The 24956-nt window shown below is 72.0% G+C and carries 21 protein-coding genes; 12 read left to right on the top strand and 9 right to left on the bottom strand.

All coding sequences use genetic code 11. The annotated features are described in order from the left end of the window. Positions 1-245: 245 nt before the first annotated feature. Positions 246-1115, bottom strand: coding sequence for a LysR substrate-binding domain-containing protein (locus ACZ69I_RS20835; RefSeq protein WP_470833863.1), 870 nt, complete (start codon positions 1113-1115; stop codon positions 246-248). Positions 1116-1318: 203 nt separating this feature from the next. On the opposite strand from ACZ69I_RS20835, the gene ACZ69I_RS20830 reads away from it, so the two are divergent. Continuing rightward, positions 1319-2332, top strand: a complete 1014-nt coding sequence (locus ACZ69I_RS20830) for a bile acid:sodium symporter family protein (protein ID WP_467673905.1) — start codon at positions 1319-1321, stop codon at positions 2330-2332. Here ACZ69I_RS20830 and ACZ69I_RS20825 read toward each other — a convergent pair. The 3 genes from ACZ69I_RS20825 to ACZ69I_RS20815 form a co-directional block, all read right to left on the bottom strand. Further along, the gene (locus ACZ69I_RS20825; RefSeq protein ID WP_470833802.1) at positions 2268-3521 is read right to left on the bottom strand and encodes a DUF4185 domain-containing protein; all 1254 of its coding nucleotides are present in this window, start codon (positions 3519-3521) and stop codon (positions 2268-2270) included. The two genes, ACZ69I_RS20830 and ACZ69I_RS20825, sit on opposite strands and share 65 nt — an antisense overlap. Before the next feature lie 10 nt (positions 3522-3531). Next, positions 3532-5427, bottom strand: coding sequence for an exo-alpha-sialidase (locus tag ACZ69I_RS20820; RefSeq protein WP_470833801.1), 1896 nt, complete (start codon positions 5425-5427; stop codon positions 3532-3534). A 208-nt stretch (positions 5428-5635) separates the two neighbouring features. Continuing rightward, positions 5636-6559 carry a quinone oxidoreductase family protein gene (locus ACZ69I_RS20815; protein WP_470833799.1) on the bottom strand — a complete coding sequence of 308 codons (924 nt, stop codon included), beginning with the start codon at positions 6557-6559 and terminating at the stop codon, positions 5636-5638. A gap of 99 nt (positions 6560-6658) precedes the next feature. Here ACZ69I_RS20815 and ACZ69I_RS20810 point away from each other — a divergent pair, with 99 nt between their 5' ends. Then, on the top strand, positions 6659-7111 hold the full coding sequence (locus ACZ69I_RS20810) for a MarR family winged helix-turn-helix transcriptional regulator (protein ID WP_470833797.1): 453 nt from the start codon (positions 6659-6661) through the stop codon (positions 7109-7111). A gap of 112 nt (positions 7112-7223) precedes the next feature. Here ACZ69I_RS20810 and fdhD read toward each other — a convergent pair whose 3' ends face one another. The 5 genes from fdhD to ACZ69I_RS20785 are packed head-to-tail and all read right to left on the bottom strand — an operon-like array spanning position 7224 to position 13833. Further along, a complete protein-coding gene (gene fdhD, locus ACZ69I_RS20805; protein ID WP_470833795.1) occupies positions 7224-8072 on the bottom strand; it encodes a formate dehydrogenase accessory sulfurtransferase FdhD in 849 nt (282 codons plus the stop codon). Between the two features lie 7 nt (positions 8073-8079). Next, a complete protein-coding gene (locus ACZ69I_RS20800) occupies positions 8080-8940 on the bottom strand; it encodes a 2Fe-2S iron-sulfur cluster-binding protein (RefSeq protein ID WP_470833794.1) in 861 nt (286 codons plus the stop codon). After that, on the bottom strand, positions 8937-10937 hold the full coding sequence (locus ACZ69I_RS20795; RefSeq protein ID WP_470833792.1) for an NADH-ubiquinone oxidoreductase-F iron-sulfur binding region domain-containing protein: 2001 nt from the start codon (positions 10935-10937) through the stop codon (positions 8937-8939). Before ACZ69I_RS20795 ends, ACZ69I_RS20800 begins: the two co-directional genes overlap by 4 nt. A gap of 8 nt (positions 10938-10945) precedes the next feature. Then, complete coding sequence (locus tag ACZ69I_RS20790) at positions 10946-12865, bottom strand: molybdopterin oxidoreductase family protein (RefSeq protein WP_470833790.1); 1920 nt, start codon at positions 12863-12865, stop codon at positions 10946-10948. Beyond that, the gene (locus ACZ69I_RS20785) at positions 12862-13833 is read right to left on the bottom strand and encodes a 2-dehydropantoate 2-reductase (RefSeq protein ID WP_470833788.1); all 972 of its coding nucleotides are present in this window, start codon (positions 13831-13833) and stop codon (positions 12862-12864) included. Before ACZ69I_RS20785 ends, ACZ69I_RS20790 begins: the two co-directional genes overlap by 4 nt. Positions 13834-13993: 160 nt before the next feature. On the opposite strand from ACZ69I_RS20785, the gene ACZ69I_RS20780 reads away from it, so the two are divergent. The 10 genes from ACZ69I_RS20780 (at position 13994) to ACZ69I_RS20735 (ending at position 24825) form a co-directional block, all read left to right on the top strand. Continuing rightward, complete coding sequence (locus ACZ69I_RS20780) at positions 13994-15328, top strand: OFA family MFS transporter (RefSeq protein ID WP_470833786.1); 1335 nt, start codon at positions 13994-13996, stop codon at positions 15326-15328. Beyond that, entirely contained in the window at positions 15297-15431 is a 135-nt protein-coding gene (locus ACZ69I_RS20775) for an MFS transporter small subunit (protein WP_470833784.1), read from the top strand. The genes ACZ69I_RS20780 and ACZ69I_RS20775 overlap by 32 nt, the downstream gene beginning before the upstream one ends. Positions 15432-15585: 154 nt before the next feature. After that, a complete protein-coding gene (locus ACZ69I_RS20770) occupies positions 15586-16533 on the top strand; it encodes a beta-ketoacyl-ACP synthase III (RefSeq protein ID WP_467673492.1) in 948 nt (315 codons plus the stop codon). Positions 16534-16699: 166 nt separating this feature from the next. Then, positions 16700-17377: a GntR family transcriptional regulator gene (locus tag ACZ69I_RS20765; RefSeq protein WP_470833783.1), complete on the top strand. Its 678-nt coding sequence runs from the start codon at positions 16700-16702 to the stop codon at positions 17375-17377. Positions 17378-17623: 246 nt separating this feature from the next. After that, on the top strand, positions 17624-18805 hold the full coding sequence (locus tag ACZ69I_RS20760) for an ROK family transcriptional regulator (protein ID WP_470833781.1): 1182 nt from the start codon (positions 17624-17626) through the stop codon (positions 18803-18805). 135 nt (positions 18806-18940) lie between these two features. Then, positions 18941-20458 (top strand): sugar ABC transporter ATP-binding protein, encoded by a 1518-nt coding sequence (locus ACZ69I_RS20755; protein WP_470833780.1) that lies wholly within the window; start codon positions 18941-18943, stop codon positions 20456-20458. Then, complete coding sequence (locus ACZ69I_RS20750) at positions 20455-21474, top strand: ABC transporter permease (RefSeq protein WP_467673484.1); 1020 nt, start codon at positions 20455-20457, stop codon at positions 21472-21474. Before ACZ69I_RS20755 ends, ACZ69I_RS20750 begins: the two co-directional genes overlap by 4 nt. Before the next feature lie 16 nt (positions 21475-21490). Continuing rightward, positions 21491-22534, top strand: a complete 1044-nt coding sequence (locus tag ACZ69I_RS20745; protein ID WP_470833777.1) for a substrate-binding domain-containing protein — start codon at positions 21491-21493, stop codon at positions 22532-22534. Between the two features lie 48 nt (positions 22535-22582). Next, positions 22583-23800, top strand: coding sequence for a Gfo/Idh/MocA family protein (locus tag ACZ69I_RS20740; RefSeq protein ID WP_470833775.1), 1218 nt, complete (start codon positions 22583-22585; stop codon positions 23798-23800). Between the two features lie 11 nt (positions 23801-23811). Further along, positions 23812-24825 (top strand): sugar phosphate isomerase/epimerase family protein, encoded by a 1014-nt coding sequence (locus ACZ69I_RS20735; RefSeq protein ID WP_470833774.1) that lies wholly within the window; start codon positions 23812-23814, stop codon positions 24823-24825. The last annotated feature ends 131 nt before the right edge of the window (positions 24826-24956 follow it).

The raw sequence follows: 24956 nt of genomic DNA, 5'->3' as shown, positions 1-24956 counted from the left end.
GGAGGGGGTCCAGGCGCGCTCGGTACGGACCATCGGCACAGGTCAGCCGGGGTAAATGCGGCCACAAGGGGAAGGGCCGGACAACTTACTTACGCTGGAGTAAGTTTCGGTGGCGTAATCTCCACCGAATCTGTACGCAGCGCACAGATGTCACCCTTCCGGGCCGTGAGCCCGGATACCCACCCGTACCAAGATCATGCACGCCTCCCCGTCTCCCCGTCTCCCCGTCTCCCCGCCTCACTGTCTCACCGCCCGCCCCGGTGCAGCCGGTCCCCGCCCGCCAGGATCGACGCCGCCAGCGCGTCCGCGGCCTCCTGTGCCGGGGCGCGCCGCTCGCCGTGCAGCAGTACGAAGTCGACCCTGCCCAGTTCGGGCAGGCCCGCCCGGTCCGGGACGCGGACGAGGCCGGGCGGGATCAGGCCGCGCGAGTGCGCCATCACGCCGAGGCCCGCGCGGGCCGCCGCCACCAGGCCGTTGAGGCTGCCGCTCGTGCAGGCCACGCGCCAGGCGCGGCCCCGCCGTTCCAGCGCCTCGAAGGCGAGGGCGCGGGTGATGCCCGGCGGGGGATAGACGATCAGCGGCACCGGGCGCTCGGGGTCGAGGCGCAGCCGCTCGGCGCCGATCCAGACCAGGTCGTCCTGCCAGACCAGCTCGCCGCGCGGGTCCTCGGGGCGCCGCTTGGCGAGCACCAGGTCGAGCTTGCCCGCGTCCAGCTGCTCGTGCAGCGTGCCGGACAGCTCGACCGTCAGCTCCAGATCGACGTCGGGGTGGTCGTGCCGGAAGGACTCCAGGATGTCGGTGAGCCGCGTCAGGACGAAGTCCTCCGAGGCCCCGAACCGCAGCCGCCCGCCGAGGCGCGTGCCGGTGAAGAACGCCGTCGCCTGCTCGTGCGCCGCGAGGATCCTGCGGGCGAAGCCGAGCATGGCCTCGCCGTCCTCGGTCAGCTCCACGCTGTGTGTGTCGCGCGTGAACAGCTGCCGCCCGGTGGCGTCCTCCAGGCGGCGCACGTGCTGGCTGACGGTCGACTGGCGCACGTTCAGCCGGCGCGCGGCCCGGGTGAAGCTGAGCGTCTGGGCGACCGCGAGGAACGTACGGAGCTGCGAGGGGTCGTACACGTGGACCAGCCTAGCGCCGCTCATCGCGGAACGTGATGACAGTCAGAGTGGTGTGCGGGATTCCCGATCACCCGGTTCGGGAGGATCATGGAGAGGGCACGCCCCCGCCGACGACCGGCCGAGAGGCCCAGAACCGGGCGCGGGCGCGCGCCACCGCACCGAGAGCATGGAGCACCGTGAAACGCCTGAAGTGGCCGTCCTGGATGCCGGTCGACCCGTACATCGTGGCGTTGCTCGCGACCGTCGGACTCGCGGCCCTGCTGCCCGCCCGCGGCGCCGCCGCCGATGTCGCCTCCGGCGCCTCCACCGCGGCCGTCTCCCTGCTCTTCTTCCTCTACGGCGCCCGCCTCTCCACCCGCGAGGCGCTCGACGGGCTCAAGCACTGGCGGCTCCACGTCACGGTCCTGGCCTGCACGTTCCTCGTCTTTCCGCTGCTCGGCCTCGCGGCGAAGGGACTCGTTCCGTACGTCCTGACGCCCGCGCTGTTCAGCGGCTTCCTCTTCCTGACCCTGGTGCCCTCGACGATCCAGTCGTCCATCGCCTTCACCTCGATGGCCCGCGGCAACGTCCCGGCGGCGATCTGCGCCGGTTCCTTCTCCTCGCTGGCCGGGATCGTGCTCACACCGCTGCTCGCGGCCGCGCTGCTCGGCGACAGCGGGGGCGGCTTCTCGGCCGACTCGCTCCTCAAGATCGTGCTGCAGTTGCTCGTGCCCTTCCTCGCCGGACAGTTCCTGCGGCGTTGGGTGGGCGGCTTCATCACGCGCCACAAGAAGATCCTCGGCTACGTGGACCGCGGATCGATCCTGCTCGTCGTCTACACCGCGTTCAGCGAGGGCATGGTGCAGGGCATCTGGGGTCAGGTGCACCCCGTGCGGCTGCTCGCGCTGCTCGGCGTGGAGGCGGTGCTGCTCGCGGTCATGCTGGCGCTCACCTGGTACGGCGCGAAGCGGCTCGGTTTCGGCCGGGCCGACCGCGTCGCGATCCAGTTCGCGGGCTCGAAGAAGTCCCTCGCCGCCGGACTGCCCATGGCGAGCGTGCTGTTCGGGGCGGACGCCTCGCTCGCCGTGCTGCCGCTGATGCTCTTCCACCAGATGCAGCTGATGGTCTGCGCGGTGATCGCCAAGCGCCGCTCGCGGGACCCGGAGCAGCTCGTCAGCGAGCCGCCGCGAGCCGCAGGGACACGAACCGCGGTCGGTACAGCGACACGTTCCGGCTGATGTTGGCCTGCGCGTTCGCGGGCGTCGCGTTCAGCCAGTTGACGTCGTAGCTGAGCACGATCCGGCCGTCGCCGCCGAGGGCCGGGTGTGCCTGCGGGTTGTAGGCGGCGGTCTCCTGCCGGGGTGCGCCGTCCTTGGGCAGGGGCGCCTCGAAGGCCTTGGCGGGGCCGTGCCAGGGGCCGGTGGGGGAGCAGGACCAGTACGACGTGACGGTGGTCAGGCCCTCGGTGCCCGCGGCCATGGTGAACAGCACGTACGTCCCGTCGTCCCGCACCACCGTGAACGCGCTCCCCACCCCCTTGCGCTTGCCGTCCCCGAGTACGGGCCGGGGCGTGACGTCGGAGCCCCACTCCTCGCCGTCCCAGTACTCCCAGGCGGCCGTCTCGGCGAGCCTTCCGTGCGGGACGCGGGCGACGTAGGCGTGGGAGGAGGGGCGCGAGGTCGCCTGGGCGTCCGTGCCGCCGAAGACGTACGTCCACTCCTCGTCGTCGACCGTGGTCGTGCCGTACAGGACCCGCTTCCCGGGATCCCCGACCGACTGCTGGTCGGAGACCTTCACGATGGACTCGACGCGCAGGTCGGGCAGTGCGAGCGTGGCGACCTCCGTGGCCACCGGGACGCCGTAGATCCAGGGGCCCTGACTGGCCATGCGGTTCCACAGCAGGACCCGCACGACCTGCTCGTCCGCGCCGGGCGAGCGGGGCTCCACGCGGGCCGCCACCGGCCAGCGCCACTGTTGGGGCGCCGGGTCGGGGAAGAGCGGCGCGGCGAGGGTGCGCCGCAGTTGGCCCGAACGGGACATCACCACGCCCGAGTTGCGGATCATCGGCGTGTTCGTGTCGCGCCAGGTGTGCGGCTGCCCCACCGGGTTCGGGGGCGCGTGGACCTGGCCGAGGAAGGTGTCGGAGAACAGCCACAGCAGGCGCCCGTCGGGCAGGCGCACCGAGTGGGTGCCGTCGCCGCCGGTCCAGTCGTCGGTGCGGGTCGCGTCGTCGCCGTAGCGCGCGAACTCGCCGGTGGCCTTGTCGTCGGCGGCCCAGGAGGCGACGGTGCGGGGCCGGCATGCCGCATCGCCCTCCCGGTCGTCGTCCGGGAGGGCGATGAGCAGCACGGCCGCGCAGGCCAGGACCAGCAGCAGGACGGGCAGGATCCTGCGCGGCCCCGTCGCGGGACGTTCGCGGGCGGACACGCCCGGGACGTTAGTTGCTGCCGCGCACGTGGTCCATGGGGAGTCGTACGACGGTGTCCCGCGTCACAGGAGCCTCACCCGTACGCAGATCCTCCATCTCCGCGTCGTTCAACGCCCGCTTGTAGACCAGTACTTCGTCGAGATCGCCTGCGAAGTAGGCGCGGCTGTCCATCCGTTGGCCCACGTGCACGCCGAAGGGCGAGTTGCGGCTGACCGAGCCCGGCACGTCGGCGGCGTCGATCCGGGTGTCGTCGACGAAGAGCGTCAGGCGCCCGGTGTCGCGGCGCAGCGCGATGTGGTGCCACTGGCCGTCGTTGTACGCGCTCGTCGTGCGCACGGCGGCGGACCTGGGGGGCGCCGCGCCCTCGCGTGTGGTGATCAGGCCCGTGACGCGGTTGCTCGCGGGCTCGCCGCGCAGCCACACCTGCGGCTGGTTGGTACCGATGCCGCCCATCCACAGCAGGGGCTGCTCGCCGCTCGTGGCGGAGTAGCGGAACCACAGCGAGGCCGTGAAGTCCCCTGTGCTGAGCGGCAGTTGGCGGCGGAAGGGCAGCCGCACGGCGTCGTCGGCGCCGTCGAGGGCGATCGCCCCGCCGAAGCGCCCCTCGGTTCCGCCCGCGCCGCCGAGCACCGCCGCGGGACGCGCGCCCGGTGCGCGGTCGGGGGTCGTCGGGTCCGGGCCGCGGCGCGGGCGCAGCCAGTCCTCGGTGAACCGGGCGAACCGGATCTCGTCGCGCGCGTCGACGGCGCCGCCCTCGTAAAGCAGCCCGACGTGCGCGTCGTCGGCCCGCACCAGGTCGGAGTAGCCGGACCAGTCGGTGGTCACCGTCGTGCCGCGGTCGACGCTGTCCCAGGTGCGGCCGCCGTCGTAGGAGGAGCGGATCTGCATCGTGCGGCGGCGGTCCGGGTCGGCGGGGCAGGCGAGCAGCATCCGGCGGCCGAACTGCAGCGTGGAGCCCTGGACTTGGGGTGTGTAGAGGTCGGGGATCGCGCGGAAGGGGGCGACGAAGGAGTCGCCGCCGTCGCGGCTGACCGTGTGGGTGCGGTGGCCCAGGTCCGTGCCGTCCTGCTCGCGGCCGCTGACGTAGACCGCCCCGTCGGGCCGCTCGGTGACCGTCATCTCGGACGGCTTCTGACGGAACGTGCCGTCGGGCGGTATCGGGTACGAGTCCGTGGCGCCGACCTTCCAGTGGTCGCCGCCGTCGTCACTGACGATCAGCGCCGCGTGGTTCGCGGTGACCCGGCCGCCGTCCCACGTCTCGGTGTTGGCGGTGAGGACGAGGCGTCCCTTGTGGCGGCCGCGGGTCAGCTGGACGCCGTGCACGGGGCCGGTCGCGTACCAGGAGTTCCAGTGCGGCGGCAGGATCTCCTTGCTCAGGTCGCGCGGCGCGGACCAGGTGCGGCCGTCGTCGTCGCTGTACTGCAGGTGCGGGGTGCGGTCGCACGGCACGTCGCAGTTCTTGCCGTCCGTGCGGCCGGTGTTGAACGTCTCCGCGAGGAGGATGCGGCCGCTCTCGCGGTCCACGACCGGCGCGGGGTTCCCGTGGGTGTCGCCCGCGCCCTCGTCGACGACCTGCAGCGGCCCCCAGGTCCGGCCGCCGTCCTGGGACCGCTTCAGGACGAGATCTATGTCGCCCGCGTCGCCGCAGTCGTTGACCCGGCCCTCGGCGAAGGCGAGCAGCGTGCCCTTCGTCGTCCGCACCACCGCCGGGATGCGGAAGCAGGCGTATCCCGGGTCCCGCGACGCCTTGAACAGCACCTGCTGCTCGAACGGCGGGGTCGGGGCGGACACCGCCCGCTCCGCCTGCACCGGAGGCGCGGGCAGCAGGGCGCCGACGGCGGCGGCGGTGACGACGGCGGCGGCGGTGCGGATCGATCTGAGGCGTGTTCGGAGACTCGATGGCATGGTGCGGTCCGCCTTTCATGGCGACGGCGACTCATGGTGATGACGGCTCAGGTCAAGGTGGTGACGGGGCAGGGCATGGTGGTGACGGGCAAGGCATGGTGATGGCGGGTCAGGTGACGAATATACGACCGGACATCCTGACATCCCACGTCCGACATACGTCACACAGACGCTACGTCGGGCCTCGGAGCCCCACAAGAAGCGCGCGTCAAGGGATCAGGACGACCTTGCCCCGGTTGCTCCGCGCCTCGATCACCCGGTGCGCCCGCGCCGCCTCCTCCAACGGGAACCGGGCGTGCACGGCGGGCCGCAGATCACCCGAGGCATGCAGCCGCCACAGCTCCCGCCGCCACGCCTCGTACAGGTCGGGCCGCCCGCGCGCGATCAGGGCCATCTGGAAGCCGATGACGGACTTGGCGCCGACGAGCAGGTCGTACGCGGCCACGGTGCCCCCGCCCGAGCTGTAGGCCACCAGGCGGCCGTGCGGGGCGAGCGCCCGGACGGCGGGTGTGAGCAGGTCGCCGCCGACCGCGTCCAGCGCGTAGTCGACGGGCTCGCCCCACTCCGCGCGGTCGTACGTGACGACCTCGGCGGCGCCCAGACCGCGCACGAAGTCCGCCTTGCCCGCGTCGGACACGGCGGCCACGACCCGCGCCGCGCCCTTGAGGCGGGCCAGTTGCAGGGCCAGGTGGCCCACCCCGCTCGCGGCGGCGGTGACGAGCGCGGACTCGCCGGGCGCGGGACGGGCGGCTTCGAGTGCGCCGTACGCCACGAGTCCGGAGCGGACCAGCGCCACGGCGTCGACGGCGCTCGCGCCGTCGGGGACCGGCGAGGCCATGGTGGCCAGGAGCAGGGCGTGCTCGGCGTACCCGTGCCCGAAGACGAGGCCGGTGACGCGGTCGCCCGGCGCGTGGCCGGTGACGGCCTCGCCGACCGCGACGACCTCACCGGCGATCTCGCCGCCGAGCGCGATCGGGTCGCGCTGTTCGCGGACCTTGCGGACGACGGGCAGGGTCACGCCGATCGCCTCGACGCGCACGAGGAGCTCTTCGGGGCCAGGGTCGGGGACGGGGACGTCCTCGAGGAACAGCACCTCGGGACCACCGCCGCGCTCGTACCGGACACGACGCATCCGAAAAACCACCTCTCCGGATTGCCAGAATCGTTGGGAGCCCCAACGTTAAACGCGCAATCATGGGGAAGTCCAACGATTACTCGCTACGCTTTCCCCATGGCCTCGACACCGCCCGCTCCCAGCGCGATCCGCACCCTCCCCAGTTGGCTCCTCGGCCGCGCGGCGGCCCGTGGCCGCGCCCTGGTCGCCGACGCGCTGGTCCGCGAGGGTCTGAAGATGTGGCACCACGTGGTCCTGTCCGCCGTCGCCGACCTCGGTCCTGTCGCCCAGGCGGAGCTCGGCCGCAGCGTCTCGCTCGACCCGAAGGACATGGTCGGCGTCCTGAACGACCTGCAGGCTGACGGACTCGTCGAGCGCGCGCCCGACCCGCGGGACCGCCGCAAGAACGCGATCACCATCACGGCGCGCGGCAGGCGCACCGTCGAGCGGTGCGCGCGAGCGGCCGCCCGCGCCAACGCCGAACTCCTCGCGCCCCTGTCCGCCGCCGAGCGGGAGCGCTTCCTGGAGATGCTCGGCCGGATCTCGGGGGTGGAGGCGCCGCAGGAGTGACACGCCGGGGAGCCGCGGTACCGGGGGGCGGGTCGAGGCAGTGGGCCCGGCCGGCGCAGGGGGCGCTCCCCGCCGGCCGGGGCGCCGCCACCGTGCGGCGGGCGGCCCCGGGTCAGCCCTGGGCGGCCGCGGCCCGCAGGGCGACGCGGTGCTCGCCCGCGTACACGTTCATGGAGGAGCCGCGCAGGAAACCGATCAGCGTGAGCCCGGTCTCGGCGGCCAGGTCCACGGCGAGCGAGGACGGCGCGGAGACCGCGGCGAGGACCGGGATGCCCGCCATCACGGCCTTCTGGGCGAGCTCGAAGGACGCGCGGCCCGAGACGAGCAGGACCGCGCGCGAGAGCGGCAGCCGCCCCTCCCGCAGGGCCCGCCCGACGAGCTTGTCGACGGCGTTGTGCCGCCCCACGTCCTCCCGTACGTCGAGCAGCTCGCCCTCCTCCGAGAAGAGCGCGGCGCCGTGCAGGCCCCCGGTCCGGTCGAAGACCCGCTGGGCCGCGCGCAGCCGGTCGGGGAGGCTCGCGAGCAGCTCCGTCCCGAGCCGGACCGGGGGAGCGTCGGCGATCGGGAAGCGCGCCGTGGTCCGCACGGCGTCCAGGCTCGCCTTGCCGCAGAGGCCGCAGGAGGAGGTGGTGTACACGTTGCGTTCGAGGGTGATGTCGGGGATCACGACGCCCGGGGCGGTCTGCACGTCGACGACGTTGTACGTGTTCGAGCCCTCCGCCGTCGCCCCCGCGCAGTAGACGATGGACCGCACCTCCTCGGTCGAGCCGAGCACGCCCTCGCTCACCAGGAACCCGGCCGCGAGCGCGAAGTCGTCACCGGGGGTGCGCATCGTGATGGCGAGCGGCTTGCCGTTGAGGCGGATCTCCAGAGGCTCCTCGGCGACCAGGGTGTCGGGCCGCTCCGAGACGTGCCCGTCCCGGACTCGGATCACCTTGCGTCGCTCAGTGACTCGTCCCATGTCGTGATCAGTCCCGGTTCTGTACGTGCTGGTAGCCGAAGCGGCCCTTGATGCAGAGGTTGCCGTGGGTCACCGGGTTGTCGTGCGGCGAGGTGACCTTGACGATCTCATTGTCCTGCACGTGCAGGGTCAGGTTGCAGCCGACTCCGCAGTACGCGCACACCGTCGTCGTCGCGGTCTGCGCGGACTCGTCCCAGGTGCCCGCCGCCCGCATGTCGAACTCCGACTTGAAGCTGAGGGCGCCCGTCGGGCAGACCTCGACGCAGTTGCCGCAGTACACGCACGCGGAATCGGTCAGCGGGGCGTCGTGCTCGACGGCGATGCGAGCGTCGAAGCCCCGGCCCGCCACCGAGATGGCGAAGGTGTTCTGCCACTGCTCACCGCAGGCGTCGACGCACTTGTAGCAGAGGATGCACTTGTCGTAGTCGCGCACGTACAGGTCGTTGTCGACCTTGGGCTCCTCGTTCAGGCGGGCCGCGTCGGGGCCGAACCGGGCGGGCTCCGCCCCGTACTCCTCGATCCAGCCGGCGACCTTCGGTGTCATCGACAAGTCGACGCAGGAGGCGAGCAGTTCGAGGACGAGCCTGCGGCTGTGCCGGGTGCGCTCGGTGTCCGTACGGACGCTCATACCCGGCTCGGCCCCGCGGGAGCAGGCGGGGGCGAGGGTGCGGGCGCCCTCCACCTCCACGACGCACACGCGGCAGGCGTTCTTGGGGGTGAGGGTGTCGCCCTCGCAGAGCGTCGGGACGTCCTTGCCCGCGGCGCGGCAGGCGTCGAGGAGCGTGGATCCCTCGGGAACCCGGACCGGTTGCCCGTCCAGGGTGAACTCCACGAGGCGGCGCGGCGGTTGGAGCGGGATGGCGGTCATTCGTACGCTCCCAGACGGTCGATGGCGGATTCCACGGCGTTCCACGCGGTCTGGCCCAGGCCGCAGATCGAGGCGTCCCGCATGGCCCGCCCCACGTCGCGCAGGAGCGCGACGTCCTCGGCGGCCCCGGCGCCGGTCCGCTCGACGATGCGGTGCAGGGCTTCTGCCTGGCGGACCGTGCCGATCCGGCAGGGCACGCACTGGCCGCACGACTCGTCCCGGAAGAACTCCGCGATGCGCAGCAGGATCCGGGGGAGCGGCACGGTGTCGTCGAACACAAGGACCACGCCCGAGCCGAGGGTGGTCCCCGCCGCGCGGGTCCCCTCGAAGGTGAGCGGGATGTCCAGCTCGTCGGGCCGTACGAAGCCGCCCGCCGCGCCGCCGAGGAGAATCGCGCGGAGGTTGTCGGGCTTTCCGGCGAGGGCGAGGAGTTCCCCGAGGGTGGCACCGAAGGGCAGCTCGTAGACGCCGGGCCGCGCCACGCTGCCGGAGACGCAGAACAGCTTGGGGCCGGTGGACCGCCCGGTGCCGATGGCGGCGTACGCCGCGGCGCCCATGGTGAGGATCGGCAGCACGTTGACCAGGGTCTCCACGTTGTTCTCCGCGGTGGGTCCGCCGAACAGGCCCTGCTCCACGGGGAAGGGCGGTCTGGCGCGGGGCTCTCCGCGATAGCCCTCGATGGAGTTGAAGAGGGCGGTCTCCTCACCACAGATGTAGGCCCCCGCGCCGCGCCGGATCTCGATGTCGAAGGCGTACCCCTGGCCGAGGACGTCGTCGCCGAGGAGCCCCCGCGCGCGGGCCTGGGCGATGGCGTGCTCCAGGCGGCGCAGGGCGCGCGGGTACTCGCCGCGCAGATAGAGGTGGCCGCGGTGGGCGCCGACCGCGTACCCGGCCACGGTCATCGCCTCGACCAGCGCGTACGGGTCGCCCTCCATGATCACGCGGTCCTTGAAGGTGCCCGGCTCGGATTCGTCGGCATTGCAGACGAGGTGGTGCGGGTGGTCGGGCTGGGCGGCGGTGGCCTGCCACTTCCTTCCCGTGGGGAAGGCGGCGCCGCCCCGGCCGAGGAGTCCGGACTCGGTGACCTCGCGGATGACCCCGGCGGGGCCGATGGCGAAGGCGCGGCGGAGGGCGGTGTAGCCGCCGTGGGCGCGGTAGTCGTCGAGGGAGGTGGGGTCTGCGGTGCCGATGCGCTTGAGGAGGATCAGGTTGTTCTGGCCCGCGGGCCCCGACTGCGGGGCGGACAGGGAGGCGGGGGGTTCGGTGGGGGCGGAATCGGGGGCGAGGGCGGCTCGGGTGAGGGGGGCGGGCGCGGCTGGGGCGAGGGTTGCGGTGGCGTAGGTCTTCTCCCCGCCCCCGCCCCTGCCCGAATCCAGCGGCTCCGCCGTCACGGGGTCGCTGGGTGTCGGCCCGTCCGGCGATTGAGGACGAACGCGGCGGAGCCGGTGATCGACCTCAGCCCCGCGCGGCGGAGCCGCGACGTCGGGAAGGGGCGGAATCGGGGAAGGAGCCGCCGGAGGCCCCGCCCGCACCACCACCGCCGCCGGAGCCCTCTCACACAACCCCAGACAGGGACTCGCCTCGACCACCACCCCCCGCGCGGAGCGCAACCGCTCCGCCACCTCCCCGCACAACTCCGCCCCCGCACACGCGAGATCCGTACAGACCCGCACCACCGTCGCCGGCCTCGGCCGCACCGAGAACATGGAGTAGAACGTGGCCACCCCGTACCCCTCCGCGGGCGGCACCGTGAGGCGCCTGCACAGGTAGGCGAGGCCGCCCTCGCTGATCCAGCCCACCCGGTCGTTCAGAGCGTGCAGCCCCGGCAGCAACTGGTCGCGCCGTGCCCGCGCGGCGCGCCCGCCCCGCGCCCACCGCAGGTCCTCGTCGGCGCGGGCCTCGGCGCCCTCCCACGCGGACCCGGGAGGGCCGAGCACCGCGTCGACGGCCGCCCGCTCCTCGTCCGTCGGCTTGCTGTCACCGAAGCGCAGATCCATACGTCACCTCACCTCACCGACGCGGTCAGCTTGTCGATCCGGATCGCCGAGGCCTTGAACTCCGCCGTCCCCGCGATCGGGCAGTTCGCCTCGATCGTCAGCTGGTTGGTGTCGACCTCGTCGGGAAAGTGCATGGTCATGAAGGCGAGTCCGGGGCGCAGTCCCGGGTCGACCCAGACGGGCGCCGTCACCGTGCCGCGCCGCGAGGAGACCCGTACCTCCTCGCCCACCACGACGCCGTACCGCTCGGCGTCCTCCGGGCACAGCTCGACGTACTCGCCGCGCCGCAATGGGGAGGCGAAACTGCCGCTCTGCACACCGGTGTTGTAGGAGTCGAGCCGTCGCCCGGTGGTCAGCCGGATCGGGTACGACTCGTCGGTCAGGTCCACCGGCGGATCGTGGGCAACGAGGCCGAAGGGGGCGGGCCTGCCCCGCAGTTCGGGGTTCCGCTCCCACAACCTGCCGTGCAGGTACGTCGGTTCGACCCTGCCCTCGTCGGGGCAGGGCCACTGGATGCCCTGCAGCTCCTCCAGGCGGTTGTACGTCATGCCGTGGTGGTCCGGCGAGAGGGACCGCAGCTCGTCCCAGACCGCCCGCGCGTCCGCGTACTTCCAGTCGTGGCCGAGCCGGGCCGCGAGGTCGCAGAGGACGTCGATGTCCTCGCGCGCCTCGCCGGGCGGCCGCACCGCCTTGCGCACCCGCTGCACGCGCCGTTCGCTGTTGGTCGTCGTGCCGTCGGTCTCCGCCCAACCGGCGGTCGCGGGCAGCACCACGTCCGCCAGCTCGGCCGTCCTCGTGAGGAAGATGTCCTGCACGACGAGGAAGTCGAGGGCCCGCAAGCGGCGCACGGCCTGCTCGCTGTCGGCCTCGGACTGGGCGGGGTTCTCGCCGATGCAGTAGACGGCCCTGAGCGTGCCCTCCTCCATCGCCTCGAACATCTCCGTGAGGTCGAGGCCGTAGCGGGGCTGGATGACGGTGTCCCACGCCGACTCGAACTTCAGCCGGGCGGCCGGGTCGAGGATGTCCCGGAAGCCGGGCAGCCGGTTGGGGATGGCGCCCATGTCGCCGCCGCCCTGCACGTTGTTCTGGCCGCGCAGCGGCTGCAGGCCGGAACCGTGGCGGCCCACGTGGCCGGTCAGGAGCGACAGGTTGATCAGGGCGCGCACGTTGTCGGTGCCGTTGTGGTGCTCGGTGATGCCGAGCGTCCAGCACAGCTGGGCCCGTTCGGCGCGGGCGTAGGCGTGCGCCAACTCCCTGATGGCGGCGGCCGGTACGCCCGTCACCTGCTCGGCGAGCGACAGCGTCCACGGCTCGACGAGCTCCGCGTACTGCGCGAAGCCCGTCGTCGCCCGCTCGATGAACGCGTGGTTGGCCAGTCCCGCGTGGATGATCTCGCGGCCGATCGCGTGCGCCATCGGGATGTCCGTGCCGACGTTCAGGCCGAGCCAGCTCTCCGCCCACTCCGCGGTCTTCGTGCGGCGCGGGTCGACCGCGTACATCCGCGCGCCGTTCCTGATGCCCCGCAGGACGTGCTGGAAGAAGATCGGGTGCGCGAAGCGGGCGTTGGAACCCCACATCACGATCACGTCCGTCTCCTCGACCTCCGCGTACGACGAGGTGCCGCCGCCCGATCCGAACGCGGCCGACAGGCCCGCCACGCTGGGCGCGTGGCAGGTGCGGTTGCAGGAGTCGACGTTGTTCGTGCCCATCACCACGCGCGCGAACTTCTGCGCCACGTAGTTCATCTCGTTGGTCGCGCGGGCGCAGGAGAACATCCCGAAGGCGCCGCGGGCCCGTTCGAACCCGGCCGCCGTGCGGGTCAGTACCTCCTCCCAGGTGGCCCTGCGGAACGGCGCGTCGCGGGAGTCGCGGACCAGGGGGTGGGTCAGGCGGGAGTACGTCTTGGGGGTGCGGTCGCGTTCGCTCATGCGGCGGTCCTCACTGCGAGCAGGTCCGAGATGGCGTGGACGGTGCGCAGCGTCGGCACCGGGACGCCGGTGATGTCCGCCAGCTCGACGACGGCGGCGAGCAGCACGTCGAGCTCCAGCGGCTTGCCGCGCTCCAGGTCCTGGAGGGTGGAGGTGCGGTGGTCGCCGACCCGTTCGGCACCGGCGAGGCGCCGCTCCGCCGAGATGTCCGGGCGGCAGCCGAGGGCCGCGGCGACGGCGAGGGTCTCGTTCATCATGATCTCGATGACGCGCCGGGTGCCGCCGTGCCGGCACATCTCGCCCATCGTGGCGCGGGCGAGCGCGCTGATCGGGTTGAAGGAGATGTTGCCGAGCAGCTTGATCCAGATGTCGCCGCGCAGCTCGGGTTCGACGGGGCACTTGAGGCCGCCCGCCACCATGGCCTCGCTGAACGCCGTGCACCGCGCGGAACGGGACCGGTCGGGCTCGCCGATGGAGAAGCGCGTGCCCTCCAAGTGGCGTACGACGCCGGGCTCTTCGAGCTCGGTCGCCGCGTAGACGACGCAGCCGACGGCGCGTTCGGGCGCGAGCACCGCGCTCACCGCGCCGCCGGGGTCCACGCTCTGGACGCGGTGGCCGTCGTGCGGGCCGCCGTGCCGGTGGAAGTACCACCAGGGGATGCCGTTCTGCGCGGCGACCACCGCGGTCGACCCGTGCAGGAGCGGTTCGATCAGCGGCCCGCACGCCGCGTACGAGGTGGCCTTCAGGCCGAGGAAGACGAAGTCGACCGGCCCGATCTCGGCCGGGTCGTCGGTGGCGCGGGCCCGCGCGGTGAAGTCGCCGCGCGGGCTGAGCACCCGTACTCCGTGCTGCCTCATGGCCGCGAGGTGCGGTCCACGGGCGACGAGGTGGACGTCGGCGCCCGCGCGGTGCAGCGCGGCTCCGACGTAGGCGCCGATCGCACCGGCACCGAGGACTGCGACTTTCACGGTGGGCGCTCCATTCGGTTGAGGGAACGTATGCCGTGGCGTATGCCGTAGAACGTATGGAGAAGGCGTCGACGGAATATTGTCTACAGTATGGAAGTTGGCGCAGCAAGGGTTCGCGCACGCTTCCCAACCGCCGTTCCGCTTCCTATGGTTCGGGATCATGAGGCCCCCCGTCGCACCACCCGGCTGGAGCCGCTGGCTCGTGCCGCCCGCCGCCCTGTCGGTCCACCTCTCCATCGGCCAGGCCTACGCCTGGAGCGTCTTCAAGCCGCCCCTCGAATCCGCGCTGCACCTCAGCGGCGTCCAGAGCGCGCTGCCCTTCCAGCTCGGCATCGTCATGCTCGGCCTGTCCGCCGCGTTCGGCGGCACGCTCGTCGAGCGCAACGGACCGCGCTGGGCGATGGCCGTCGCGCTCACCTGCTTCTCCACCGGATTCCTGCTCGCCGCCCTCGGCGCCGCGACCCGCCAGTACTGGCTGATCGTGTTCGGGTACGGCTTCGTCGGCGGGATCGGCCTCGGCATCGGCTACATCTCACCCGTCTCCACCCTGATCAAGTGGTTCCCCGACCGCCCCGGCATGGCCACCGGCATCGCGATCATGGGCTTCGGCGGCGGCGCGCTCATCGCCTCGCCCTGGAGCGCGCGGATGCTGGACTCCTTCGGCGCGGACTCGGACGGTATCGCGCTCGCCTTCCTCGTGCACGGCCTCACGTACGCCGTCTTCATGGCGCTCGGGGTGCTCCTGGTGCGCGTACCGCGTACGGAAGGTCCACGTGACCCGGGTGGTCCGGGAGTGCTCGACGGACCGCAGGTCTCCGCGCGGCAGGCCGTCCGCACCCCGCAGTTCTGGTGCCTGTGGGTCGTCCTGTGCATGAACGTGACCGCGGGCATCGGCATCCTGGAGAAGGCCGCTCCGATGATCACGGACTTCTTCGCGGAGACCGCGACGCCCGTGTCGGTCTCCGCCGCGGCCGGTTTCGTCGCCCTGCTCTCGGCCGCCAACATGGCCGGCCGCATCGGCTGGTCCTCGGCCTCCGACCTGATCGGCCGCAAGAACGTCTACCGCGTCTACCTCGGCGTCGGCGCGCTCATGTACCTGCTGATCGCACGCTTCGGAGACACCTCGAAACCGCTGTTCATCTGCTGTGCGCTGGTGATCCTGTCGTTCTACGGCGGCGGCTTCGCGACGGTCCCCGCCTATCTGAAGGACCTCTTCGGCACCTATCAGGTCGGCGCCATCCACGGCAGGCTGCTCACCGCGTGGTCCACGGCGGGTGTCCTCGGCCCGCTGATCGTGAACCGGGTCGCCGACCACCAGGAGGAGGCGGGCCGACACGGGTCGGGTCTGTACGGCCTCTCCTTCACCATCATGATCGGGCTCCTCGTCGTGGGATTCATCGCGAACGAGCTCATTCGTCCCGTCCACCCCCGCCACCACGTCCCCGCCCCGAGAGAGGCCGCCGATGACCACGCCGCCGAGCGCACCGCGCCGTGACCGCCGAGGACTGATCGTGTTCGCCTGGCTCTGGGTGGGGCTACCGCTCGGCTACGGACTGTACGAACTCGTACACAAGGTCACGCAACTCTTCGGAGGGTGACCGGATCATGAGAAGCATCCAAACACCGCGCTCCTTTCCTGTCGCATTACGCGCATCGTTACTCATCAGTCGCTGACCAGACTGGAGGGTCCCGCATCTTCGGCAACAAGCGTCTTCGGCAACAAGAATTCTCGGCAACGAGGGGGACCCGTACATGCACGGCTCGCGCATCGCCGCTGTCGGCCACTACCAGCCCGCCAAGATCCTCACCAACGAGGACCTGGCAGGCCTGGTCGACACCAGCGACGAGTGGATCCGGTCCCGGGTGGGCATCCGCACCCGCCACGTCGCGGGTCCGGAGGAGCCGGTCGACGAGCTGGCCGCGCACGCGGGCGGCAAGGCCCTCGCGGCCGCCGGCCTGACCCCCGACGCGATCGACCTGGTCCTGGTCGCCACCTCCACGGCCATCGACCGCTCGCCGAACATGGCCGCCCGGGTGGCCGCCCGGCTGGGCATCCCCGGGCCCTGCGTGATGGACCTCAACGTCGTCTGCGCCGGCTTTACGCATGCCCTCGCCACCGCCGACCACACCGTACGGGCCGGAGCCGCCACCCGCGCCCTGGTCATCGGCGCGGACAAGATGACCGAGGTCACCGACTGGACGGACCGCACCACCTGCGTGCTGACCGGCGACGGCGCGGGCGCGGCCGTCGTCGAGGTGTGCGGGCCCGGCGAGGAGCCCGGCATCGGCCCGGTGCTGTGGGGCTCGGTGCCCGAGATGGGCAACGCCGTCCGTATCGAGGGCACGCCGCCGCGCTTCGCCCAGGAGGGCCAGAGCGTCTACCGGTGGGCGACGACCCAACTGCCCCCGCTCGCCCGCGCGGCCTGCGAGCGCGCCGGGCTCACCCCGGCCGACCTCGCCGGAGTCGTCCTGCACCAGGCCAACCTGCGGATCATCGAGCCGCTCGCCGAACGCATCGGTGCCGTGAACGCCGTCGTCGCACGCGACGTCGTCGAATCCGGGAACACCTCGGCGGGCAGCATCCCCATGGCGCTCTCCAAGCTGGTGGAGCGCGGTGAGGTCAGCACCGGCGACCCGGTCCTGCTGTTCGGCTTCGGCGGCAACCTCTCGTACGCGGGACTGGTCGTGCGGTGCCCCTGAGCGGGCCCGACCCGCTCGGATCCTTCTCGCCCCTTCCCAAGTTCTCGTCAAGCGATACCCATGAATGAGTCACGTCGAGCGGTGTGATCGGCTCAACTCCCCCTGGTGCCGGCCCCTGTGGCTCGTAGACTGTAGACAAAAGGCAATCTTCGAGGAGGGGGCCGCGATGTTGTCCACTGGACTGCCGCAGGGGGCGGTGCCCAAGCTCGAGCGCCCGGGGCCGCTCAGGGAGCGGGTCTACGAGGCGCTGCTCGAACTGATCACGACCCGCGCGCTGCGGCCGGGCCAGCACCTCGTCGAGAGTGAACTGGCCGGGCACCTGGGTGTCTCGCGCCAGCCGGTGCGCGAGGCGCTGCAGCGGCTCAACACCGAGGGCTGGGTCGACCTGCGCCCCGCCCAGGGCGCGTTCGTGCACGAGCCCACCGAGGAGGAGGCGGACCAACTCCTCACCGTGCGCACCCTGTTGGAGGCCGAGGCCGCCCGGCTCGCCGCGGCGAACACCGGCACCGCGGGCATCACGGCGCTCGACGAGCTCTGCACCCGGGGCGAACAGGCCGTGGCCGACGGCGACGTGGACCAGGTGGTCACGCTCAACGCCGCCTTCCACGCCAAGGTGATGGAGCTCGCGGGCAACGTGGTCCTCGCCGAGCTCGCCGGACAGGTGGACCGCCGGGTCCGCTGGTACTACACGCCGGTGGCCCGCCAACGCGGCAGCCAGTCCTGGATGGAGCACCGCGAACTGATCGCGGCGATCGCCGAGCGCGACGAACAGCGCGCCACGGAGATCATGCGGGCCCACACCGAGCACACCCGACGGACGTACCACCAGCGCGAACAGAGCTGAGCTCGGCGGCAGGAGCACCCGGCCCCGCCCCGGGCCGGGTGCTCCTGCCGCCTCCCTTTGTCCTGTGACTGGAGAAAGTCATGGGTAATTCGCGCGCAACTTCTTCCCAGCCCCGGCAGGCACTGCTACGTTCCCCTCGAAAGCTTGAAGGAAGCCCGAAGGCGACGGTGGTCCGGTCGACGGCCCACCGGCCCGAAGGCAACGGCACGGGAAGCCCGATGAGGCGGGGAGGGGCGCGTGAGACGTATGACGGCTCGACCCGCCAACGCGCACCAGGCGCGACTGCTGCGGCTGTTGCGTGACGGAGGGCCCAACTCCCGCGCCCAGCTGGGCGATCAGGTCGACCTCTCGCGGTCCAAGCTGGCCGTCGAGGTCGACCGGCTCCTGGAGACCGGACTCGTGGTCGCCGACGGACTCGCCGCCTCGCGCGGCGGCCGCCGGTCCCACAACATCCGCCTGGCCCCGGCCCTCCGCTTCCTCGGTGTGGACATCGGCGCGACCTCGGTCGACGTCGCGGTGACCAACGCCGAGCTGGAGGTGCTCGGCCACATCAATCAGCCCATGGACGTGCGCGAGGGCCCGGTCGCGGTCTTCGAGCAGGTCCTCGCCATGGCGGCCAAGCTGAAGGCCTCCGGTCTCGCGGAGGGGTTCGACGGCGCCGGCATCGGCGTGCCCGGACCCGTCCGCTTCCCGGAGGGCGTGCCGGTCGCCCCGCCGATCATGCCGGGCTGGGACGGTTTCCCCGTACGGGAGGCCCTCAGCCAGGACCTGGGCTGCCCCGTCATGGTCGACAACGACGTGAACCTCATGGCGATGGGGGAGCAGCACGCGGGCGTCGCACGCTCCGTGGGCGACTTCCTCTGCGTCAAGATCGGCACGGGCATCGGCTGCGGCATCGTCGTCGGCGGTGAGGTCCACCGCGGTACGACGGGCAGCGCGGGCGACATCGGCCACATCCAGTCCGAACCGGACGGACGCCCCTGCGCCTGCGGCAACAGGGGCTGCCTGGAGGCCTACTTCAGCGGCGCGGCGCTCGCCCGCGACGCCGAGGAGGCGGCCAGGGAGGGGCGTTCGGCGGAGCTCGCCACGCGGCTCGACGAGGCGGGGCGGCTCAGCGCCGTCGACGTCGCGTCGGCCGCCGCCGCGGGCGACGCCACCGCGCTCGACCTCATCCGCGACGGCGGCAACCGCACCGGCCAGGTCATCGCGGGCCTCGTCAGCTTCTTCAACCCCGGCCTCGTGGTGATCGGCGGCGGCGTGACCGGCCTCGGCCACACGCTGCTCGCCGCGATCCGCACCCAGGTCTACCGCCAGTCGCTGCCCCTGGCGACCGGCAACCTCCCGATCGTCCTGGGTGAGCTGGGCCCCGCCGCCGGAGTCATCGGCGGCGCCCGGCTCATCAGCGACCACCTGTTCTCACCGGCCTGAGGGGCCGGCCCGCACGGTCCAGTCCAGCGCACGCCCTGACCTGTCATGCCCTGATCATTTTCGGCTCGGCCCAGCAGCTGAGCCCTGCCCTGCATCCGTCCTGCCCTGCTGCGGCCGCCGCCGAGGGGAACCGTCATGGCACCCGAACCACCGCTGCTCACCATGTCCGGCATCACCAAGTCGTTCCCCGGGGTCCGTGCCCTCGACGGCGTCGACCTCCGGGTCCAGGCCGGTGAGGTGCACTGCCTCCTCGGCCAGAACGGTGCCGGGAAGTCCACCCTCATCAAGGTCCTCGCGGGCGCCCACCAGCCCGACGACGGCGAGATCACCTGGCGCGGTGAGCGCATCACGCTGCGCTCGCCGATCGCGGCCATGCGACTCGGCATCGCCACCATCTACCAGGAACTCGACCTCGTGGAGGGGCTGTCCGTCGCCGAGAACGTCCACCTCGGCCACGAACCGACCGCCGCCGGATTCGTGGTCCGCGGCCGGGCGGCGAAAGCGTCGACGGCCGCCCTGCTCAAGCGGCTCGGACATGCGGAGATCGACCCCGGACGGCTCGTCGGCGAACTCTCCGCCGCCCAGCAGCAGATCGTCTCGATGGCCCGGGCGCTCTCCCACGAGGTCCGCCTCATCGTCATGGACGAGCCGTCCGCCGCCCTCGACCCCGACGAGGTCGACAACCTCTTCCGCATCGTCGGCGACCTCACCGCCGACGGCGTCGCCGTCATCTACATCTCCCACCGTCTTGAGGAGATCCGCCGCATCGGTGACCGGGTCACCGTCCTCAAGGACGGGCGCTCCGTGGCCGACGGCCTCCCGGCCGAGTCCACCCCGACCAAGGACGTCGTGGCGTTGATGACCGGCCGCAACGTCGAGTACGTCTTCCCGGACAGGCCCGCCGAACCGCCCGTGGTGGAGCCCGTGTTGCGGGTCAGCGGCCTCTCCCGGCACGGCGAGTTCGAACCCTTCGACCTCGACCTGCGCCCCGGCGAGATCGTCGGCCTCGCCGGACTCGTCGGCTCGGGGCGCTCCGAGATCCTGGAGACGATCTACGGCGCCCGCAAGCCCAGCTCCGGACAAGTGACCGTCGACGGCAGGGTGTTGCGCCCCGGCAGCGTCCGGGCCGCCGTCCGCGCGGGCCTCGGCCTCGCCCCCGAGGAGCGCAAGGCACAGGCCCTCCTCATGCTGGAGTCCGTCACCCGCAACGTGTCGGTCTCCTCCATGTCCCGTTTCTCGTACGGTGGTTGGCTCGACCGGGGCGCCGAACGCGAGGCCGCGCATGCCGCGACGCGTGAACTGTCGCTGCGCCCCGACGAACCGAACGTCCCCGTGCGGACCCTGTCGGGCGGCAACCAGCAGAAGGCCGTGCTGGCCCGCTGGCTGCTGCGCGGCTGCCGCGTCCTGCTGCTCGACGAGCCGACCCGCGGCGTCGACGTCGGCGCCCGCGCCGAGTTGTACGCGGTGATCCGGCGCCTCGCCGACGAGGGCCTCGCCGTGCTGCTCGTCTCCAGCGAAGTGCCCGAGGTGCTCGGCCTCGCCGACCGCGTCCTCGTACTCCGCGAGGGGCGCGTCGTCCACGCGGCGCCCGCCCGTGACCTCGATGAACACCGCGTACTCGACCTCGTCCTCGAAGGGAGCCCGGCGGCATGACCCAGCCTGCCCCGGCGGCCGAGGCCGCCACCCGCAAGACCACCCCCGCCGACGGCGGCCGCCCGTGGCGCGCCACAGTGGCCCGCGCCGACGTGCGGACGCTCTCACTGCTCGGTGTGCTCGCCGTCCTCGTCCTGATCGGCGGCATCACCCAGCCCGACTCTTTCCTCGACACCGACAACGTCCAGCTGATCCTCACCCAGGGGTCCGTCATCGGCGTGGTCACGGTGGGCATGACGTTCGTGATCATCTCCGGGGGCATCGACCTGTCGGTCGGCGCGATCGTCGCGCTCGCCTCGGTCTGGTCGACGACGGTCGCCACCCAGGAGTACGGCTTCGCGGGCATCCTCTTCACGGCCGTCGTCGTCGGCATGGGCTGCGGCCTGGTGAACGGCGTGCTCATCGCGTACGGCGGGATGGTGCCGTTCATCGCCACCCTCGCCATGCTCGCCGCGGGCCGCGGCCTCGCCCTGCAGATCACCGACGGCAAGACCCAGATGGTCACCGTGGACGGCGTGCTCGAGCTCGGCGAGCGCGACTCGTACATCCTCGGCATCCCGCCGCTGGTCATGGTCTTCGCCGCGGTCACCGTGGTCGGCTGGCTGCTGCTCAACCGCACCACCTTCGGGCGGCGCTCGGTCGCGGTCGGCGGCAACGCGGAGGCGGCGCGCCTGGCCGGCATCGACGTCCGCAGGCAACGGCTCTACCTGTATCTGCTCTCCGGCCTGTGCTGCGGCATCGCGGCCTTCCTGCTGATCGTCCTGTCCGGCTCGGGCCAGAACACCAACGGCAACCTGTACGAGCTCGACGCCATCGCGGCGGCGATCATCGGCGGCACCCTGCTCAGCGGCGGCCGCGGCACCATCACGGGCTCCGTGCTCGGCGTGCTGATCTTCACCACGATCCAGAACATCTTCGCGCTCAACAACCTGGAGACCGCGACCCAGCAGATCGCCAAGGGCGCGATCATCGTCGCCGCGGTGCTCGTCCAACGACGTACGGCCCACACACCCTGAGCTGAGGAGTTCACTCATGCCGACCAACACGAGCCGCAGAGGGCTGCTCCTCGGAGCCGCCGCCCTGTCCACCGGCGCCCTCATCACGGGGTGCACCAGCAACGAGTCCAAGGACGACGAGGGCTCCTCCGACCGGTCGCAGCAGGTCGCCGACGACAAGCCGGGCAAGAAGGTCACCATCGGATTCGCCGGACCCCAGGCCGACCACGGCTGGCTCAACGCCATCAACGACCAGGCCAGGAACCGGGCGGAGAAGTACGAGGACGTCACCCTCGAGGCCACCGAGGGGTCCAACGACACCGCGGCGCAGATCGGCCAGGTCGAGACGCTGATCAACAAGAAGGTCGACGTCCTGGTGATCCTGCCGGCCGACGGCAAGGCCCTCACCCAGGTCGGCCTGAAGGCCATGAGGGCGGGCATCCCCGTCGTCAACCTCGACCGCGTCTTCGCCACCCCGCAGGCCTACCGATGCTGGATCGGCGGCGACAACTACGGCATGGGTCTGAGCGCCGGGCACTACATCGGCGAGAAGCTCAAGGACAAGAAGGGCGCCCGCGTCGTGGAACTGGCGGGCCTGGACAACCTGGAGCTCACGAAGCAGCGCTCGAAGGGCTTCGACGACGCCCTCAAGAACTACTCGAACATCAAGAAGGTCGCCCGCCAGGCCGCCGACTTCACCGTCGAGTCGGGACAGTCGAAGATGTCCCAGCTCCTGCAGGCGCAGAAGAACTTCGACGCCCTGTGGAACCACGACGACGACCAGGGCGTGGGCGCCCTGCGCGCCATCAAGCAGGCGGGCCGCGACGACTTCCTGATGGTGGGCGGCGCGGGCGCGCTCTCCGCCATGCAGGCCATCGAGGCCGACAACAGCGTCCTGAAGGCCACCGTCCTCTACCCGCCCACCATGGCCGCCTCCGCCATCGACCTGGCGCGCGCCCTCGGCCAGGGCAAGGGGGTCGGGGGCATGGCGGAGTTCGAGATCCCGTCCTTCGTCACCTGCTACTCCGCCGTGGTCGACAAGGAGAACGTCGGCCGGTACATGTCCACCGGCTTCAAGTGATGCGCACGCCCGCACCCCCCACCGAGCGATTACGAGGAGGAGTACCGCATGCGTGAGACGGGAACCGAGGCCGGGGCCGACGCCGGGCCGGAGGGCAAGCGGCCGCTGGGAGTGGGCATGATCGGCTACGCCTTCATGGGCGCCGCCCACTCCCAGGGCTGGCGCACCGTGGGGCGCGTCTTCGACCTGCCGGTGCGGCCGGTGCTCTCGGCCGTCTGCGGGCGCGACGGCGGGGCCGTGCGCGCCGCCGCCGACCGGCTCGGCTGGGCCGCCGCCGAGACCGACTGGCGCGCCCTGATCGCCCGGGACGACGTCGACCTCGTCGACATCTGCACACCGGGCGACAGCCACGCGGAGATCGCCCTCGCCGCCCTGGAGGCGGGCAAGCACGTGCTGTGCGAGAAGCCCCTCGCCAACTCCGTCGAGGAGGCCGAGGCGATGGCCGAGGCCGCCGAACGGGCGCGTGCGCGGGGGCAGGTGGCCATGGTCGGCTTCAACTACCGCCGGGTGCCCGCTCTCGCGCTCGCCCGGCGGATGGTCGCGGAAGGCCGCCTCGGCGCGCTGCGGCACGTGCGCCTGACGTACCTTCAGGACTGGCTGGTGGACGCGGAGTTCCCGCTCACCTGGCGGCTGCAGAAGGACCGGGCGGGCTCCGGGGCGCTCGGTGACCTGGGGGCCCACATCGTGGACCTCGCGCAGTTCCTGGTGGGGGAGCCGGTGGCGGGGGTGTCGGCGCTCACCGAGACCTTCGTGCGCGAACGTCCGCACCTCGAGGGCGCGTCCAGCGGGCTCGCCGCTGCGGGCGGCGGCCGGCTCGGAGCGGTCACGGTCGACGACGCGGCGCTCTTCACGGGCCGCTTCGCCTCCGGCGCCCTCGCCTCCTTCGAGGCCACCCGCTTCGCCGCGGGCCGCAAGAACGCGCTGCGGGTCGAACTCAACGGCGCGGAGGGCTCGTTGGCCTTCGACCTGGAGCGGCTGAACGAGCTCTCCTTCCACGACCACACCGAGCCCGCCGCGTCGTCCGGCTTCCGCCGCATCCTGGTGACCGAGCCCGACCACCCGTATCTGGAGGGCTGGTGGCCGCCGGGCCACGGCCTCGGCTACGAGCACACCTTCGTCCACCAGGCCCGCGACCTGCTGCACGCCATCGCCACCGGAGGGCGGCCGGAACCCTCCTTCGCCGACGGTCTCTCCGTGCAGCGGGTGCTCGCCGCCGTCGAGGAGAGCGCCGCGAAGAACTCCGTCTACACGTCGATCCCCGCCTGAGGAGGCCCGTCATGCCGCGCCAGTTCACACTCTTCACCGGCCAGTGGGCCGACCTGCCCCTCGAAGAGGTCTGCCGCCTCGCCCGCGACTTCGGCTACGACGGCCTCGAACTCGCCTGCTGGGGCGACCACTTCGAGGTCGACAAGGCGCTCGCCGACCCCACCTACCTGGACGGGCGGCACGCGCTGCTCGACAAGTACGGGCTGAAGTGCTGGGCCATCTCCAACCACCTCGTCGGCCAGGCCGTCTGCGACGCGATCATCGACGAGCGGCACCAGGCGATCCTGCCCGCCCGGATCTGGGGCGACGGCGCGGCGGAAGGCGTGCGGCAGCGGGCCGCCGCGGAGATCGCGGACACCGCGCGGGCGGCCGCGGCCTTCGGCGTCGAGACGGTCGTCGGCTTCACGGGCTCGTCGATCTGGCACCTGGTCGCGATGTTCCCGCCCGCCCCGGAGTCGATGATCGAGCGCGGTTACGAGGACTTCGCCGAGCGCTGGAACCCGATCCTGGACGTCTTCGACGCGGAAGGCGTGCGGTTCGCCCACGAAGTGCACCCGTCCGAGATCGCGTACGACTACTGGACCACGCACAAGGCCCTGGAGGCCGTCGGGCACCGCGCCGCCTTCGGGCTGAACTTCGACCCGTCCCATTTCGTCTGGCAGGACCTGGACCCGGTCGGCTTCCTCTACGACTTCCGCGACCGCGTCTACCACGTCGACTGCAAGGAGGCCCGGCGCCGTCTCGACGGCCGCAACGGCCGCCTCGGCTCACACCTGCCGTGGGGCGACCCGCGCCGCGGCTGGGACTTCGTGTCGGCGGGCCACGGTGACGTCCCCTGGGAGGACGTCTTCCGGATGCTGCGCTCCATCGCGTACGAAGGTCCCGTATCGGTGGAGTGGGAGGACGCGGGCATGGACCGTCTGCAGGGCGCGCCGGAGGCCCTGGCGCATCTGAAGGCGTTCGACTTCGAGGCGCCGACGGCGTCGTTCGACGCGGCGTTCGGCGGCTCCGACCGGTCCGGCTGAACCAGATGTTTGTCCATTGACAGGAAAAAGTTCAACTTCCGTGCCGCGTAAGGGCTTTCCGCCCGGGACAAACGTGGCTACCGTCCTTGAGGTGTACAGGACATGAACGTTCCGGGGTGACGGCGCACCCC

Source organism: Streptomyces sp. NPDC036815 (assembly GCF_055609205.1).
This window is presented reverse-complemented; position numbering and strand designations above follow the sequence as displayed.